The 15,348-nt window shown below is 44.6% G+C and carries 17 protein-coding genes; 12 read left to right on the plus strand and 5 right to left on the minus strand.

The window, feature by feature from the left end:
• Positions 1–239 precede the first annotated feature (239 nt).
• Positions 240–731: a DUF2059 domain-containing protein gene (locus BCU07_RS03195; RefSeq protein WP_017087186.1), complete on the plus strand. Its 492-nt coding sequence runs from the start codon at positions 240–242 to the stop codon at positions 729–731.
• Between the two features lie 192 nt (positions 732–923).
• Complete coding sequence (locus BCU07_RS03200) at positions 924–1,697, plus strand: viroplasmin family protein (RefSeq protein ID WP_102429116.1); 774 nt, start codon at positions 924–926, stop codon at positions 1,695–1,697.
• Between the two features lie 185 nt (positions 1,698–1,882).
• Here the strand turns inward: BCU07_RS03200 and BCU07_RS03205 are convergent, their stop codons facing one another.
• Complete coding sequence (locus BCU07_RS03205) at positions 1,883–3,031, minus strand: glycosyltransferase family 4 protein (RefSeq protein WP_102429117.1); 1,149 nt, start codon at positions 3,029–3,031, stop codon at positions 1,883–1,885.
• A 316-nt stretch (positions 3,032–3,347) separates the two neighbouring features.
• On the opposite strand from BCU07_RS03205, the gene BCU07_RS03210 reads away from it, so the two are divergent.
• The 5 genes from BCU07_RS03210 to BCU07_RS03230 all read left to right on the plus strand — a co-directional run bounded on the left by BCU07_RS03210 (position 3,348) and on the right by BCU07_RS03230 (position 7,495).
• Complete coding sequence (locus tag BCU07_RS03210; protein WP_017062218.1) at positions 3,348–4,274, plus strand: glycosyltransferase family 2 protein; 927 nt, start codon at positions 3,348–3,350, stop codon at positions 4,272–4,274.
• A 16-nt stretch (positions 4,275–4,290) separates the two neighbouring features.
• A complete protein-coding gene (locus BCU07_RS03215; protein ID WP_102429118.1) occupies positions 4,291–5,727 on the plus strand; it encodes a lipopolysaccharide biosynthesis protein in 1,437 nt (478 codons plus the stop codon).
• A 136-nt stretch (positions 5,728–5,863) separates the two neighbouring features.
• Positions 5,864–6,196, plus strand: a complete 333-nt coding sequence (locus BCU07_RS03220; RefSeq protein WP_017062216.1) for a hypothetical protein — start codon at positions 5,864–5,866, stop codon at positions 6,194–6,196.
• 98 nt (positions 6,197–6,294) lie between these two features.
• The gene (locus BCU07_RS03225) at positions 6,295–6,909 is read left to right on the plus strand and encodes a LysE family translocator (RefSeq protein WP_017070275.1); all 615 of its coding nucleotides are present in this window, start codon (positions 6,295–6,297) and stop codon (positions 6,907–6,909) included.
• A gap of 151 nt (positions 6,910–7,060) precedes the next feature.
• Positions 7,061–7,495, plus strand: a complete 435-nt coding sequence (locus BCU07_RS03230) for a GNAT family N-acetyltransferase (protein WP_017062214.1) — start codon at positions 7,061–7,063, stop codon at positions 7,493–7,495.
• 74 nt (positions 7,496–7,569) lie between these two features.
• Here the strand turns inward: BCU07_RS03230 and BCU07_RS03235 are convergent, their stop codons facing one another.
• From BCU07_RS03235 to BCU07_RS03250, 4 genes are all read right to left on the minus strand, one after another.
• Positions 7,570–8,037 carry a DUF3429 domain-containing protein gene (locus BCU07_RS03235; protein ID WP_017062213.1) on the minus strand — a complete coding sequence of 156 codons (468 nt, stop codon included), beginning with the start codon at positions 8,035–8,037 and terminating at the stop codon, positions 7,570–7,572.
• Complete coding sequence (locus BCU07_RS03240; RefSeq protein WP_017062212.1) at positions 8,034–8,579, minus strand: glutathione peroxidase; 546 nt, start codon at positions 8,577–8,579, stop codon at positions 8,034–8,036. Before BCU07_RS03240 ends, BCU07_RS03235 begins: the two co-directional genes overlap by 4 nt.
• Before the next feature lie 84 nt (positions 8,580–8,663).
• Entirely contained in the window at positions 8,664–10,007 is a 1,344-nt protein-coding gene (locus BCU07_RS03245; RefSeq protein ID WP_102429119.1) for an ABC1 kinase family protein, read from the minus strand.
• Between the two features lie 397 nt (positions 10,008–10,404).
• Positions 10,405–10,791 carry a thiol-disulfide oxidoreductase DCC family protein gene (locus BCU07_RS03250; protein ID WP_017062190.1) on the minus strand — a complete coding sequence of 129 codons (387 nt, stop codon included), beginning with the start codon at positions 10,789–10,791 and terminating at the stop codon, positions 10,405–10,407.
• Between the two features lie 162 nt (positions 10,792–10,953).
• Between BCU07_RS03250 and BCU07_RS03255 the strand changes: the two genes are divergently transcribed.
• From BCU07_RS03255 to BCU07_RS03275, 5 genes are all read left to right on the plus strand, one after another.
• On the plus strand, positions 10,954–11,511 hold the full coding sequence (locus BCU07_RS03255; RefSeq protein WP_017065247.1) for a DUF1439 domain-containing protein: 558 nt from the start codon (positions 10,954–10,956) through the stop codon (positions 11,509–11,511).
• Positions 11,512–11,736: 225 nt separating this feature from the next.
• Positions 11,737–13,299, plus strand: coding sequence for a glutamate synthase-related protein (locus BCU07_RS03260; RefSeq protein WP_102429120.1), 1,563 nt, complete (start codon positions 11,737–11,739; stop codon positions 13,297–13,299).
• A 325-nt stretch (positions 13,300–13,624) separates the two neighbouring features.
• Positions 13,625–14,146: an NADPH-dependent FMN reductase gene (locus BCU07_RS03265; protein WP_017062187.1), complete on the plus strand. Its 522-nt coding sequence runs from the start codon at positions 13,625–13,627 to the stop codon at positions 14,144–14,146.
• A gap of 164 nt (positions 14,147–14,310) precedes the next feature.
• Positions 14,311–14,760: a redox-sensitive transcriptional activator SoxR gene (gene soxR / locus BCU07_RS03270; RefSeq protein WP_017062186.1), complete on the plus strand. Its 450-nt coding sequence runs from the start codon at positions 14,311–14,313 to the stop codon at positions 14,758–14,760.
• Positions 14,761–14,906: 146 nt separating this feature from the next.
• Positions 14,907–15,287, plus strand: a complete 381-nt coding sequence (locus BCU07_RS03275; protein ID WP_017071825.1) for a VOC family protein — start codon at positions 14,907–14,909, stop codon at positions 15,285–15,287.
• The last annotated feature ends 61 nt before the right edge of the window (positions 15,288–15,348 follow it).

Raw genomic sequence — 15,348 nt, forward strand, 5'->3', positions numbered from 1 at the left:
CTTTTAGGCTCTAGTTCTCTTGTGGTTCTTTATTCAAAAGCGCTCTGTTCCTCTCTTCGCCTTCCTCATATCTGTCCAATAAACTCCTGACATTCAAATGCAATTGATTTTATATTATTTTGTACTGTTTAATTCGTTTTACTTATGGATAAAAAGTGAGTAAATTTGCAAATAATTCAATGTATTGAGATGTTTGGAAAGATATTTCAGCTGTTTTACAAAGCTAAAGGGACCTCAAAATGTATAGATTTTTCGCAATTTTATTTCTACTCGTACCGCTGCAATTATCAGCGGCACAAGATGATAGGCAAGCTCTGATAAAAGAGCTTCTTCAGATTATGGATGTCGATTCCACGTTGGACGCGGTATACGTTCAAATGGATAGCATGATGGCTAATATGTCTAAAGACCTAGGGGTTTCAGAGTCAGAACAAGCTATTTTTGATGATTACTATCAGGGCATGAACGACTTAATGAAAGAGGAGGTTAGCTGGCAAAAGCTAGAGCCAGGAATTGTAACGATTTACAGCAATCAATTCACTGAAGAAGAGCTCAGTGCAATGATCGATTTCTACAAAACAGAACATGGAAAAAGCATTCTGAAAAAAATGCCAACCGTGACAACAGAGTCAATGATCATGACTCAGTCGTTAATGCAACAAGTTCTCCCAAAAGTTAAAAAGTTAACGACCAAACTAAAACAAGACCTTGAAGCACATAGAGGTTCTTGATCAGAAGCCGTTAGGTTTGTGATTAGAAATAACGCTCTATACTTGGTCGATAACGTAGATATTCTTGAAACACACGCTGCATTTCATGCAATGATTTATGTGTTTCAAGCGTAATCAGGCATAATTACTACCCCATAGCTGAATCATTTTAGGTGTGGGTATTGTGTATTTAGGTTTTGGTAAGGAGTTAGTTTGGCTAAGAAATATTATGTGGTTTGGAAAGGTCGCACACCGGGTATTTTTACCACTTGGAACGAATGTAAATCGCAAGTCGATGGCTTTGCTGGTGCGAGATATAAATCGTTCCCAACACTAGGCGAGGCTGAGTCTGCTTTCGGTGGTAAAACGTCGTCTGCGTCAGGTTCTACAGCGACAAAGCCAAACTCTGCGGGTAAGGCGACGAAAGCTAAGGTGCCGCCTCTTTCGGAGCAGCAAATCACTGATATGCCTTTTGATATCAAGATCTTTACCGATGGTGCTTGTGAGCCAAACCCCGGTGAAGCGGGGACGGGTTTAGCGGTATACCGAAACAACCAATTAACAGAATTGTGGTATGGCTTGTATCAACCTGTTGGTACCAATAATACCGCTGAGTTGCATGGCCTTAAACAGGCGTTTTTGCTCGCAAAAGAGAAGCTAAACGCGGGTCTGTCTGTAGCGATCTATTGTGACTCTAAGTACTCGATAGATTGTATTACTAAGTGGGCAACGGGTTGGGAGAAAAAGGGCTGGACCAAGTCGGGCGGCGAGATCAAAAACCTCGATATTATTAAGCCGGCGTATGCGCTCTACCAAGAGCTGGCTTCAAAAATTACCATCTACCATGTGAACGGACACGTTGGTATTGAAGGTAACGAATTGGCCGATAGAATGTCGATTGTGGCTATTTCATCGAAAGAGCAACAACTCGCTCAATATCGTGACATCGACGATATTGAGTCTATTTTGGCACTGCGAGCAGGCTAGTTAGGCTTCTTAATGAAAAGCTACTGAAAGCATAAGTCGCGATCATTGGGCAGTGCTAAGTTGAGCGTTACATTTCAAATTGATGTAGCGCTCTTTTGTTTTTGTGGTGCTCCGTTTTCTTATGGTGCTTAGTCGTTCTTGTGAGGCGTAGCAGTCCTTGTGATGCTTACTGCCTGAGTTAATCCTTATTGAGCTGGGTTCTCTATCCAACGAGATAATTGCTGAGCTTGTTTGATCGAATTAAAACTGTCTTTCACTCTCTCACGTGCCTTTAACCCCATCGATGCTTTATCGTTGCTGCTTAGTTGCGCGAAACGCTCAATCGCTTCTCTTAATTCTTCCACATTCTTTTCGCCAACCACAAAACCTGTCTCTTGTGAGACGATCTCTTTGCATCCCATGATGTTGGTGGTAATAACTGGCGTTCCTACGGCCATCGCTTCTTTTAAAACCAGTGGTCCTGTATCCACACACCCGGTTTCGGAAAAACAGAAGGGCGCGATTAGGCTGTCATAATTCGATAGTTTCTCTTTCACCCATTCATGAGGCTTAGCGCCAAGAAAGGTCACGTTTCGAGTGAGCCCTTGCTCTTTGACCTGTAACTTTAATTGTTGCTCTAAATCGCCAGTACCGATGATATCGAGATGAATGTCGAGAGGTTCGGCAATCGGCGCCAATGCATCAATAAGATGGTGGATACCTTTTTGCTCCACTAATCGGCCAAGGAAAATAAAGCGAAGTTGCTTCGTTTCGGTTTTTGGGTTGAGTTGGAACTGTTTGGTATTAACTCCGCAATGCAGGAGCTTAATGTTTCCTTTCGCCATGGTATTGAAGTCAGCAAGCATGTCTTTACACACTGCAACCACAAAATCACTCGATGAGATTTTATGTTCAATGTCATAAGCGAACTCGTAAACATCATGACCATGAGCAACGAACGAACAGGTGATATTCAGCAGCTTTGCCGCGACGATGGCGTGAGCTGTGGTGTGCTGACAGAAATGCGCATGTACGTGTTTGACGTCGTTTTCCGCGAGTTGCAGCGCTAATTTAAACCCATAAGCGAACAGTGACTTTTTCGGCATGCTGGTTTGCTTAGAAATAAATGAGACAGCCTTGATGAAACCTATCCAGTTAATGCTGGCGACTTTACCCTTCCGAACATTTTTACCTATTTCGACAATGTCGTAGTCGAACTGTTTTTCACTGTTTTCAATTTTGAACGTCATTACACAAACATCGTGCCCACACGCTTTCACAGAGTCGACTTCTGTTTGAATGAAGGTCTCACTGAGTACTGGGTAGGTTGGCGCCACAAATGCTACTTTCTTCATTCCTTACTCCTCAAATCCATATGACTAAAGCTATCAAGCCAAGGTAATAACCAATAAAGCAAGATACGAACCAAGATCGAATCGTAGCTTTGGAGAGCTTTCTGATTGCTTTTCGAAGGTTACCCCTTAAGAGGTAGCTCGTTTTCTCAAATTGATAATCAAATTGGAGTTGCAGTTTTTTTGAACATCTGTGTTTGGTCGTCATTTTGAGAATGGACGCGTAGGTGGCTGATCTAGATGTGATTTCATAGCAAGACACTCTCGGCATAGAACATGCAACGTCAGCCATATAACGTATAAATCTGAGGGCGTCATTATGGCTAAAGTAAGTGTTGTTATTCCTACCTACAATTGTTTGGATTACCTGCCGAAAGCGATTGGCAGTGTACTAAAGCAGACTCATCAAGATGTTGAGCTGATTGTCATTGACGATAACAGTAACGATGGAACGTCGACGTATCTTGCTTCTATAGACGATGAACGCATTATTACGTTGTCCACATTGGGTGTTGGTGCGCCTCAAGCGAGAAACCTAGGGATTGAAAAGGCGACCGGTGAATACATCGCTTTTTTAGACGCAGACGATTTCTGGTTTCCTGAAAAAATTGAGCGCCAACTCGAATTTCATCAACGTTACCCTGATCTCGCGATGAGCTTTACTAACTACGAGCATCTTACTGAAGATTACCAAGTAATAGTCGACTGCTTTAGTTACTGGTCGCAGTTTCAAGATCAAGATGAGCTGTTCATCAATATCGAGAACCCGTTGGAGTTCATCATAGAAAATAACGTGATTGGAACATCAACGGTCATGGTGAAAGCGGATGTGTTTTCTCAAACAGACAGTTTCAATGCTGACATCAAGTATGGGGAAGATTGGGAACTGTGGCTTCGAATGAGTGAAAACCATCAGATCGGTGTGTTGAACTCGGTGCAGGTTGGCTACTTGATGAGAGCGAGCTCTGTTACCCAAACTGAAAGTCTTAAATTGAGAAATTTGCAGTCTATAGAGACTATTCTTCAACATTACCAAAATGACAGTCAACGATGGAATCTACCCACTTCTAGCTTCAAAATCGCAAAGGCGAGAATACTGGAAGGTTATGCTGACTATTATCGAGGTTTACAACAGAATAGACAGGCTATTGCCTACAGTTTCCGTTCTTTGGTCATGTCACCTCAAAAACGCACATTGCGACACCTAATTGGAGACTGTAAAAGTTTCCTAAAGCCAGCTTGGTAAGGAAAAGGTGACGACTATGGGTTCTTTAAAGCAGTCGGCTTACTACGCCATCGGTATATTAATGATGAAAGGGATTTCATTGGTGATGATCCCGTACATTACGCACAATATGACGTTGGCAGAGTATGGTTCCTTAGAAGCCATTGTCTTGCTGGCAGACATTGGGACGATATTGTTCAGCTTCGGTATTGTCGATGCCATGTATCGTTATGTGGGTGTCGCCGAAGGTGATGAAAAGCAAAAGCTCGTCTCGAACTGCTTCACATTGAGCGTGCTGGTGTGCGTGCTTGGGGGCGCCTTGATTGCCCTCAGTATGCCGTTGTTAATCTTAATGTTGCCAGTTGAATTCCAGCCTTACCAGATACTGCTTCTGCTTATTCCTACCATGCTCGATGGGGCGATTTCTATCCCGCTAACGCTGATGCGTATGAACGCGATGGCGAAACGTTTTTGCATGCTCAATGTGTTGAAAGCCGGTGTTCAAGCCATCATGACTTTTGTTTTGCTTGAGGCTGGATACGGTATAGATGGCGTGTTGATTTCAGCTGCGGTATCCAGTGTGTTGCTAATGGTTTGTTTAGTGCGTTATCAATGGCAAGAGATGGGATCTTTTGGTTGCTTCAAATACTCGGCGAAGATCTTAAAATTCGGACTGCCCGTTCTGGTTGGCGGTGCATCAATGTATATGATCATGGGGCTCGACCGCTGGGTAATGGCAAGCTTCGTCGGTGTCGAAGAACTCGCGATTTATGCGGTTAGCGGAAAGTTCGCGTTGATTCTTGGTCTGTTGTTGCAGCCTTACGCGCTTTGGTGGTTTCCAAACCGTGTGGCGATGCTTCAACAGCCGGGTGGCAGTAAGATGTGTGCCGATAGGGCGTTAGTCGGTGTTAATCTGGCCATTGTATTCGGTTGTTTGATGATCCTTACTGTACCTGGTTTTATTACTTTGATTTTGCCAAGCAGTTATCAATATGCAGGCACGATTGTCGTGGCACTCTTGGCGATTGGTGTGATTAAGAACGCTGGGGATTACCTTAACCTTGGCTGTTTCAGCGGTCACTCAAGCCAATCGCAAATGTGGATACAAGGCGGGTGTGCGATTCTAGCTGCGATTGGTTATTTTGTTGTGACACCGATTTATGGAGTGTGGGGCGTTGTGGTGATGCTTTGTGGCACTTATGCCGTGAGACTGTCACTGCTCTATATCGTGAGCCAAAAAATGGAGTACTTGCCTTACGAGCATCGTAAATGGATGACAGCGCTGAGTATCGCCATACTTGCCATCATTAGTGATCGAGTTCTTGGCTTGGTGCTGGTTGATGTTCATGATTTTGTTTTAGGCAGTTTTGTGGCGATAGTGACGTTAGTGGCCTTCATTCGATACTCTGTTATCCCAGTTCCACAGGCGCTGCTTGATAAGTTTACGTTAGGCAAGCATTCACATGTGAGTTGAATTCATGTCATCCAAGCTCTGGGCTTTCTAATCGGCATTCTTAGATATCATAATTCCTGACAATAAAACACTGTTCATAATACTTCTGATTAGATAGTATTTATAAATTCAGTGAATATTAACGATGGAAAGATATATGAATAAGTGGATGCTGCTCCTTTCTCTGTTTTCAGCTGCCTCATACAGCGCCTCTGAGTTTTCAAGTGAGGGTATTACTGCTCCCGACTTCAATTCACCGGATTTCAAGCCGCCTGAAGTTTCCCAACAGGAGCAACACAATATCGTTTGTGAAAGTGTCGTTTGTAATTCAATCTCGCGATCGCAGCCAGTTCCTGAATTGGGCGAAGTACCGGATAGAGAGCCGAATAAAACATTAGAAACGATAGCGAGTGCGATTTTCATCGCGGGCGAAATTGGTATTGCAGAGAATTTGATTGAACCAGACGAAGAGCATTATATTGTCGAGTAATGGTTAATTAAAATGGCGGCATGTGAAGCGGTAAATACAGAGCTTTCTGCATTCGTTCATTGATTAAATATTTACGAAGTTTTTAACAAGGACGAAAAATGGAAATCTGGAAGTTAATGCTATTCATCCCCGCTTGTTTTGCGCTCAACATGACTCCGGGCCCAAACAATTTGTTATCAATGAACAACGCCCGTTGTTACGGATTTCAGGCCGCCTTTGTCGCAGGCCTAGGAAGAATCCTCGCTTTTTCTGGCATGATTGCTTTGGCTGCATCTGGCTTAGCGGTTGTGCTTTATACTTCTGAAACGCTGTTTTTCCTGATCAAACTATTTGGCGCGATGTATCTGTTGTGGATCGCGTTCAACCTATGGCGCTCACACGCCAGTCCGGTCGTGGATATCGAACGAAATAAGAATTGGTTTGGTCTGTTTAAACAAGAATTTGCACTCGCTGCTGGCAATCCAAAAGCGATACTCATTTTCACTGCATTCCTTCCTCAATTTGTCGATGTTTCAGCGAACGTAAATACTCAATTCTTTGTTTTAGGTAGCACCTTTCTAGTGTTAGAAATGCTCGCGATATCGATCTACGCGGCATTTGGCTTATACCTCAGAAACTGGTTCTCTAAGCCACAAATGGCAAAACGTTTCAACAAAGCGTGCTCGGTTTTTCTTGCGTTATCTGGCGCAAATTTGTTGGTTATTCGACAGTAAAACATAAGTAACCTAATCTACTCCTCAGGCGTTAGTTAAGTGGCATCTTCGTTAAGGTAGTTCGTAAGCCTTTAGGCTGTTGATATATTGTTAATAGCACCTTTGAGTTTGCATGTTTAAACTTGAGGTTCGGTTTAAATGAGGTCTATCTATGAATGTTGTTTGTGCGGAAAAACAAGAACTGGCTGATATCTACCAGCTTGAACATGCTTTGTTTGGCGCTCACGCCTATCCGCTGTTTTTCTTTCGTCAGGCCTTTGATTGCTGGGGAAAAGGTTTATTGGTTGCTAAGCAAGACTCAAAGATTGCTGGCTATGCCTTAACGACAACCACAGACAAGCAGAATGAGTTTTGGGTCCTATCATTGGCTGTAGACCAGAATTATCGTGGCATGGGAGTTGGCCGGAAACTGATGCAACAGGCGGTTGAGCAGTTGCCTCGAGATGCTAGGCTTTTGCTCACTGTAGACCCAAATAACACATCGGCTCGTGCGCTTTATGCATCGATGGGGTTCGTTACCATCAAGCAAGAAGACAACTACTTTGGTGATGATGAGCCGAGGTTAGTGATGAAGCTCATCATCTAGATTGTTGCTAACGGTTTTTAACAAAGGCGCTTAACTAAATCAAAGGCTCACACTTCAAAGACAATCTCGTAGCTCTAGGTTAGCATCACGATACCGTGCATTAACACGACACTAGAGGTCAGCCGAGTCCTCATATCAAAGTAGCCATCAGGACCTTGGCTCTGGTTCTCTTCTCTCATCGTCCTTTCAGCTCGCCAAACCGCAATATAACCAAAGATGAGAATCAGAGTTGTCACTAGCTCTTTTTGTTCGCCAAGCAATACTGCCAGCCAAGCGATGAGCACAATCGCGTTGCTTATTAGCAGTGCTTTGTTACTTGATTGGCTTTCAAAGTTTTCGATGCCATTTGCCCACAAGATCCCTGAAAGAAAACTCAAAATTGCCACGCTGTAGGTGATGAACAGCGTTTCACCGCTTATCCCCATAAATTGGCTGTCGGTGAGCGAAAGGAGAAGACCGAATAAAAACGGAATTAACCCCATGTACCCCAGTTTGGCCATGGTGTTACGGGTTTGAGTTGTTGCCATGTAATCCGCCTTCATAACTGCTGCTCAATCGCGTTTTTGAGCGTGGCACTCACTGGAGATGTGGAGCTAGGGAAGGTGGCGACGACTTTACCTTCTTTACTGATCAAGAATTTGTAAAAGTTCCATTTAGGCGTTACGCCCGCTTGCTGTTGTATCTCTGTAAACACGGGGTTGGCGTTGCTACCAGACAGTGAAGCTCGCGCCATCATTGGGAAGGTCACGCCATAGTCTAGGTAACAAACCTTTGCCGTCTTCTCTTCGCTTCCCTTGTCTTGGCGAAAATCATTACTTGGGAAACCGATAACCGTGAAGCCTTGGTCTTTGTAGGTTTGATGAAGTTGCTCGAGTTGCTCAAACTGCGGAGTGAAGCCACATTGGCTCGCTGTATTTACCACCAATAGAGTTTTGCCTTGAAACTCATCGCACAAGGCGATTTCTTCGGTTGAGTTTAACAAGCGCTGTTTGCCATTAAGTATTTCGGGACAGCTCGCTGCAAAGGCGATGGAACTCGTGAGGCTTGTAATCAGTGCGGTTGAGCAAAGTAGTGAACATTTCATAGGGTTGGCTCATTTTAGTTGGCGTAATGGTTATTACTCTTGAGCACGATGAAATGATCACTTTGCGTATTATTTACTGTCTCATTAACTCGCGCTTTTAGTTGTGCTTTTGCTCTCTGAGATAAGATATGGAGCGACCAAGCGACTGATATTCACTTTTGCACCAAGGCGAGCCGCTAATAGATACATGCCACCAATTTTTCGGTGCAGGAACAGCGCATCGGCGGGCGGCGTATGCCAATACTCTTGTTCCATGCTCAAAATGGTGCCTGCTTCACGAAGCCTTTGTGCCAATCCACTGGCTTTGAAGTCGTACTCTTCGTCAACTAACATCGGCTCACAGGCCATCTTCACTAGATTTAGAATCGCTTGGCGTTGTTCGGGAAGAATTGTCTCGCTAAAGAATCCTATTTGCTCTAAAGCTCGGTTGAGCACTTGCTCATCGTTGTTAATGACAGAGGAAAAGGCCAAGCGATAACCCTCGCTGAAGCGGTCACTGTACTCACGGGTTGCTCCGAAATCTAATAAGCCAATTTGTCGGGTGTTTTCAACATAAAGGTAGTTGGCGAAATTGGGATCGGTTTGCACCATCTTAAAATCGAACAACTCTCTGAACAGAAGCTCCAGTAAGCTGTGCATTACAAAGTCACGTGTGCTTTGGTCGTAACTTTCGATTTGCTCTATCGAGACGCCTTCGATGAAGTCCATGGCGAGCACGGATTCTGAAGAGACTAGCGGATGGATCTTAGGTACGACGAAGTGAGAGTATTCTTTCAATGCATCATGGTAACGAGTTGCGTAATCAGCTTCGCGAGCATAGTCTGCTTCATCGTGGAGCTGTTTCTTTGCCTCTTCTAACAAGCCTTTGTAGTCGACCGACTTTGGTATCAAGCCAACAATATTGAGCAGCGTGCCCACGTTATCTACATCACTGTCGATACTTTTTCTAATGCCGGGGTATTGGACTTTGACTGCGAGTTTGTCCCCAGCATCACTATAGGCTTGGTGAACTTGTCCGATAGATGCACTGGCGATCGGTTTAAAATTGAAGGACAGGAATTCGGTTTTCCAATGGTTCCCGAGCGAGCTTTCTAACACTTGATTGAGCTGTTTTGTTGGCAGTGGATCGGCATCGGAGCGCAGGCGAGAGAGAATGTCGGCTAACTCTGGTTCTAAGACATCACCCGCATCCATTGATAGCATCTGTCCTAACTTCATAGCCGCACCGCGCAGGTGTGCGAGTTGATCGGTCAGGCGAGCAATGTTTTGTGGCGTTAACAGTAAGTCTTTTGCTTTGGGCCTGTTGCCTTGTGCAATTTGTTTGGTGCCTTCCGTTAGCACGTTACCCGCGACTCTTGTCGCCAACGAAGCGAACTTACTGAATCTAGAAATTCGATGTGTGGGAAGGTTTCTCTCTTTTGCCGACATAAAGGTTCTCTCTGGGAATCAGGGTTGATACCAATCGTAGTAAATAACTGTTCACCCTAGCTTGTTAAAAATCTCGATAAAGTCGTTAGATTTTTTGATTGTAGAATAACTACTTATCGAAACTTCTTGTCGAAAAGAGCCGCCTTGTTCTCCAGCTTTTTTCCTGCGCTATTTCTTGACACTTACCTACTGTGATTGGTATGACTACAAAGTTCTATCAATCATTACACAACCGTATGTTTTGTTGTGCTAACTTGTCGCGTGGAACAGTAAACAGAATTAAAAGGACAAAGCATGAAATTTATTTGGTTGAAAGTGGCCGTTACGGTATTGGTGTTCGCAGCCCTATTTGGCATCGTTTACTACAAAGTCGCCAGCGGCATGTCTTAACTCAAAACTATTTTGTGCAGCTGTTACCGTTGCAACGTGATTTTCCGGTTAGCCAAAACGAAATCTTATATCGATTTTTGGCAAACCGTAGATAACACCAATCTGCCATTGGCTTAAAAATCGCCCAACGTAACGGGGCATACAGCCAACCCTTTCCTACTAGCTTCCACGCTTGGTAAGTCACGTCTAAACCGAGCAGCAGCTTTCCGTTTTCGTCCAGTGCATGCAAGATTGTATTGGCTGCCTCGGCATCTATTTGCGGGTAGTTTGAAAACGCTTCACTGTAGATATCGACGGTCTGGATCTGATCTTTGGAATCAGACTTAGTCAGTGCTGCCATCTCTTTTGCACAAAGTGGACAGGTTCCATCGTAAAATATCGTTAATGCAGTCATTGTTTTCCTTACTATTTTCGTCAATTCTCATTGATACGACATCACCATTTAGGTGGATCATTCTGCCCAGTTATCCGACACTGTTATTGTGACAACCAATTTACAGTATCATCTCGAGGTAACATCCGTTCCATGCATTTAAAAAATAAGAGCCTATCTCCAATGACAACAAAGTTAATGAACCGTTTGATTATAGCTGTGACAGCCCTGATGCTCAGTGGTTGTGTTAGCTACAGCATTACCGAGCAAGAAATGACGAAGTACCTTGAAGACTCAGTGATGCTAGAACAAGAGGTTGGTGTACAAAGTGTGATGTACGCACAAGTGGCTGTGGATGATCTAGAAGTGCAAATTGGTCGAGCCGATGCACAACGCGTGTCCGTGTTGGCGAATACCAATGCAAAAGTTCAAGTGTTCAATATGCCTAATATGGGGTTGGATTTAGACTTAGAGTTCAGCGCGATTCCCGAATACGACAAGGAGAGTGGCGAGGTGTATCTAAAGTCGCTGCGACTAGAGCGCTTTGAAGAAAAAGGCAAACAGCTTTCGCCTGAAATAGAGACACTACTCAAACCAGCTGTATCGATGATAGGTTTTGCTTTGTCCCAGTCTCCGGTTTACAAACTCGACAGCAACAAGGTTCAAGAGTCGTTGATTAAGTCATCGGAACCCAATCTAGTGATTAAAGACAATAAATTGGTTATCGAATTGTTTGATTAACCCTCAGTGCATTAGTTTTGACTAAGCTCTCACCCATAATGGCTGCCTACTAGGTAGCCATTTTTGTTTGAGCTCAGTCGGTCATGACTGTTTTTAGTCGGTTTACTCACCTTGTATATCAGTCTCATTTATTGAATTCGTCACGTATCTCACCTTTACTTTACTCTTGTGAGCAAGCCATCGCTTCAGTCATCAAATGATAAAAAAGATAAAGGTGAACGAACTATGAAGAATCCAGTGATAGCGGATACCAAGCCAATCAAAGTGGAGCTAACTGAAGGGGAAGAGTATTACTTCTGTACCTGTGGTAAATCGAAAAACCAACCGTTTTGTGACGGTTCTCATGCCGGTACGGGGTTCAAACCGAAAAGCTTTGTCGCCGAAGAGAGCGGAGACGCCTACCTTTGTCGCTGTAAGTATTCCAACAACCTTCCTTTCTGCGATGGCACTCATAAACAGTTCACAGCGGAACAAGTTGGGCAAGAAGGCCCGGAGGTTCACATTCAAGCGGCTGCGCCAGATTTGTCGCCAGCTGCGAGCGCAACCAAAGAAGAACCTACCGTCGAGTTTATTCATCAACTGGCGCGTGATGGTTTATCCAAGGTTGGACATCATGGGCCAATGACCTCCATGGGCGTTCCAAGACATCTATTGCCTCACTGGGACGATATTCAAGTGATGGTCGCGCAAATGGCCACCAAGCCTTTGCTGGAGAATGTGCCCGTTGGAACTGAACTGATTATTGGCCCCAAAGCGAAGAAGCCACTCAAATTGGACATCTCTTTGTTTGTGTCTGATATGAGTTTTGGCTCGCTATCTGAAGAAGCAAAAGTCTCATTGGCGAAAGGTGCCGAACTCGCAGGGACGGGTATCTGCTCCGGTGAGGGCGGTATGTTACCCGAAGAGCAAGCGGCGAACTCTCGCTACTTTTATGAATTAGCCAGTGCTCAGTTTGGTTACGATGAAGCTAAGCTCAAAAACGTTCAAGCCTTCCACTTTAAAGGCGGGCAGGGTGCCAAAACCGGAACGGGCGGGCACTTACCGGGCGCGAAGAACATAGGCAAGATCGCGGAGGTGCGTGGCATTGAAGCGGGCACGGCAGCGATTTCTCCACCCACCTTTGTCGACCTTAACACGGTCGAGGATTTTAAAAAGTTCGCCGACCGTGTTCGAGAGGTGACAGGCGGTATCCCGATTGGCTTTAAGTTAAGTGCCAATCACATCGAAGAAGACATTCAGTTCGCGCTTGATGCCAGTGCCGATTACATCATCTTAGATGGGCGTGGTGGCGGTACAGGGGCGGCGCCAGAAATGTTCCGTGACCATATCAGTGTTCCCACTATTCCAGCACTCGCTCGCGCTAGAGCGTATCTCGATAAACAAGGGGTCAGTGACAGAGTCACATTGATCATCACGGGCGGCTTGCGCGTGCCGATGGATTTCGTAAAAGCGATGGCGCTTGGTGCTGATGGTGTCGCTATCTCAAACAGTGCCATGCAGTCGATAGGTTGTGTGGCGGCGAGAATGTGTAACACCAATAATTGCCCTGCTGGTATTGCAACTCAAAAAGCCGATTTACGTCAGCGTTTGAATGTCGAGAAAGCATCGAACCAGCTTAAGAACTTCTTTGAAGCCTCGACAGAATTAATGCAAGTGATGGCGAGGGCATGTGGGCATGATCATTTGAATCAATTTAACCCTCATGATTTGGCAACATGGAATCGCGAAATGGCCGAGCTATCCGGTGTCGCTTACTCTGGTGTCTGTCCATTAAATCACTTTAAGTAAATAATACTTCGATAAAGCACACTCAATGTATTTTGGGTGTGCTGACTTTTTCCTGTGTAATGCCAACCTATGTTAAACCTTTCATAATCAAATGCTTTATAAGTGTTTTTAAACTATTTCCTATATTTTGAAAATATCGCTTTACCTCAAGTTAACTTGAGGTTTTATCATCATCCCCAATCTAAAAACACAATCTATCACCTTGTCGCCTAGTGCAGGTTTTGATGTTATCAAACAGACGTTACGAATCTTCAGTTATGAATTTTGAGCTCCGTAATTGAAGTCATGAGTGCAAAAAGGTGAGAAAAATGAACAAGGATCAACAATGAAAGTATTAGCGATTGGCGCGACCAACAGTACAACATCAATTAATCAACAACTTGCAGCGTACACCGCAGGTTTAGTCGAAGGCGCGCAAGTCGAGGTGCTCGACCTTAATGATTTCGAGATGCCAATTTACAGCGAGAAAAGAGAGCAAGATTCAGGTGTTCATCAACACGCTCAACGCTTTTTTAGCAAGATTGGCGAAGCAGATGCTGTGGTCATCTCTTTTGCAGAGTATAACGGCTCATACACCGCAGCCTTTAAGAATGTGTTTGATTGGACATCACGAATCGACATGAAAGTGTACCAAGGCAAACCTGTTGTGATGCTCTCCACATCACCAGGCCCAGGCGGCGCAAACTCTGTGTTGTCGTCTGCGGTAAATTCGGCACCTTACTTTGATGCAGATGTGAAGGGGTCGATGTCGGTGCCAAGTTTCTACGACAACTTTAATGTAGAAACGGGTGAGATCATCAATGCCGAAATGGCCGAGAGCCTGAAATCGATCATGAGTCAGATTTAGAGAGCGAGAACACCACAATAAAACAAAGCAGCCATGTTCACGATTGCTTTTCATTGCGCCCGTTGTCAAAGTTTAAGGACATTAATTGGTTAAGGTAACAATAGGTCGCTACTCTAAAGTTAAAGTAAGCTTTAAATATTTATGATCTCAAGGATAGTGTCGTAATGAGAAACATCGTATACCTCACCATAGGCCAGTTGGCTGAGCGCAGTGGCGTGGCTCCTTCGGCGTTACGTTTTTACGAAACCAAGGGGTTGATTGCTTCGATTCGTACTAACGGAAATCAGCGCCGTTATCAGTCGGCGATGTTGAGACGAATTGCGTTGATCCAAGTCGCGCAGTCGATAGGCTTCACGCTGGAAGAGATCACCGAAGAATTATCGACACTGCCGATGAACCATACCGCGACTAAGCGAGATTGGGAGCGCGTTGCTAAGAAGTGGCAGGGGCAACTCGACAGTAAAATGGCGCAGATTAAATCGCTACAAGAGAACTTAACCGGCTGTATCGGTTGCGGATGCTTGAGTATGCAAAAGTGCAACTTGCTAAATCCTGATGATATCTTGCATGACCAAGGGCAGGGCGCACAACGAATTGTTGAACAGACTAACTGAGTTCCCGAAAGGCATGGAACAGCGAACTAAGTTTCAGGTGTTTGCTCAATGGGTTAAGCAACAGTTGTGACCGAATAGCGTGCCTAGACAAACACGAATTATAGGTCTAGTTTAGGTTGTTCTTTCAATAGAAGAAGAGGTTAGTTATGTTCAGCCATGTTTTTCTCGGTACCGAAGATATTGAACGCGCGAAGGCTTTTTATGACCCAATCATGAAAGTGCTTGGTTATAGCGAAGGCTCTGTTGATCCTAAAGGGCGCTGTGTTTACGTTAGTCAAACAGGTGTGTTGGGCTTAACGAAGCCGATTGATGGTCAGCCTGCGACTCACGGCAACGGCATGACGGTGGGTTTTCTTGCGCCTTCTCCTGAAGTTGTAGATGAGTGGCATCGAGTTGGCGTCGAAAATGGCGGTACCAGCATTGAAAATGGCCCCGGAGCGAGAGGTTCTGACGAGCGTCGCTTGTACATGGCTTATTTGCGAGATCCTGATGGAAACAAGATTTGTGCAACGCACTTTATGCCGTAGTTTACGTTATGCCATCGTTCATTTTATGCCACAGTGGCGTATACTTAGATCATATTGATAG

The sequence above is a fragment of the Vibrio sp. 10N.261.54.E10 genome (assembly GCF_002877735.2).
Classification (GTDB): domain Bacteria; phylum Pseudomonadota; class Gammaproteobacteria; order Enterobacterales; family Vibrionaceae; genus Vibrio; species Vibrio crassostreae_C.

Bases quoted from the DNA above. Each gene is read 5' to 3' on its own strand.
- BCU07_RS03210 (WP_017062218.1), top strand. From the start codon at position 3,348: ATGGCTAAAGTAAGTGTTGTTATTCCTACCTACAATTGTTTGGATTAC.
- BCU07_RS03230 (WP_017062214.1), top strand. From the start codon at position 7,061: ATGAATGTTGTTTGTGCGGAAAAACAAGAACTGGCTGATATCTACCAG.
- BCU07_RS03205 (WP_102429117.1), bottom strand. From the start codon at position 3,031: ATGAAGAAAGTAGCATTTGTGGCGCCAACCTACCCAGTACTCAGTGAG.
- BCU07_RS03235 (WP_017062213.1), bottom strand. From the start codon at position 8,037: ATGAAGGCGGATTACATGGCAACAACTCAAACCCGTAACACCATGGCC.
- BCU07_RS03215 (WP_102429118.1), top strand. From the start codon at position 4,291: ATGGGTTCTTTAAAGCAGTCGGCTTACTACGCCATCGGTATATTAATG.
- BCU07_RS03195 (WP_017087186.1), top strand. From the start codon at position 240: ATGTATAGATTTTTCGCAATTTTATTTCTACTCGTACCGCTGCAATTA.
- BCU07_RS03260 (WP_102429120.1), top strand. From the start codon at position 11,737: ATGAAGAATCCAGTGATAGCGGATACCAAGCCAATCAAAGTGGAGCTA.
- soxR (WP_017062186.1), top strand. From the start codon at position 14,311: ATGAGAAACATCGTATACCTCACCATAGGCCAGTTGGCTGAGCGCAGT.
- BCU07_RS03265 (WP_017062187.1), top strand. From the start codon at position 13,625: ATGAAAGTATTAGCGATTGGCGCGACCAACAGTACAACATCAATTAAT.
- BCU07_RS03225 (WP_017070275.1), top strand. From the start codon at position 6,295: ATGGAAATCTGGAAGTTAATGCTATTCATCCCCGCTTGTTTTGCGCTC.
- BCU07_RS03255 (WP_017065247.1), top strand. From the start codon at position 10,954: ATGACAACAAAGTTAATGAACCGTTTGATTATAGCTGTGACAGCCCTG.
- BCU07_RS03275 (WP_017071825.1), top strand. From the start codon at position 14,907: ATGTTCAGCCATGTTTTTCTCGGTACCGAAGATATTGAACGCGCGAAG.
- BCU07_RS03240 (WP_017062212.1), bottom strand. From the start codon at position 8,579: ATGAAATGTTCACTACTTTGCTCAACCGCACTGATTACAAGCCTCACG.
- BCU07_RS03220 (WP_017062216.1), top strand. From the start codon at position 5,864: ATGAATAAGTGGATGCTGCTCCTTTCTCTGTTTTCAGCTGCCTCATAC.
- BCU07_RS03245 (WP_102429119.1), bottom strand. From the start codon at position 10,007: ATGTCGGCAAAAGAGAGAAACCTTCCCACACATCGAATTTCTAGATTC.
- BCU07_RS03250 (WP_017062190.1), bottom strand. From the start codon at position 10,791: ATGACTGCATTAACGATATTTTACGATGGAACCTGTCCACTTTGTGCA.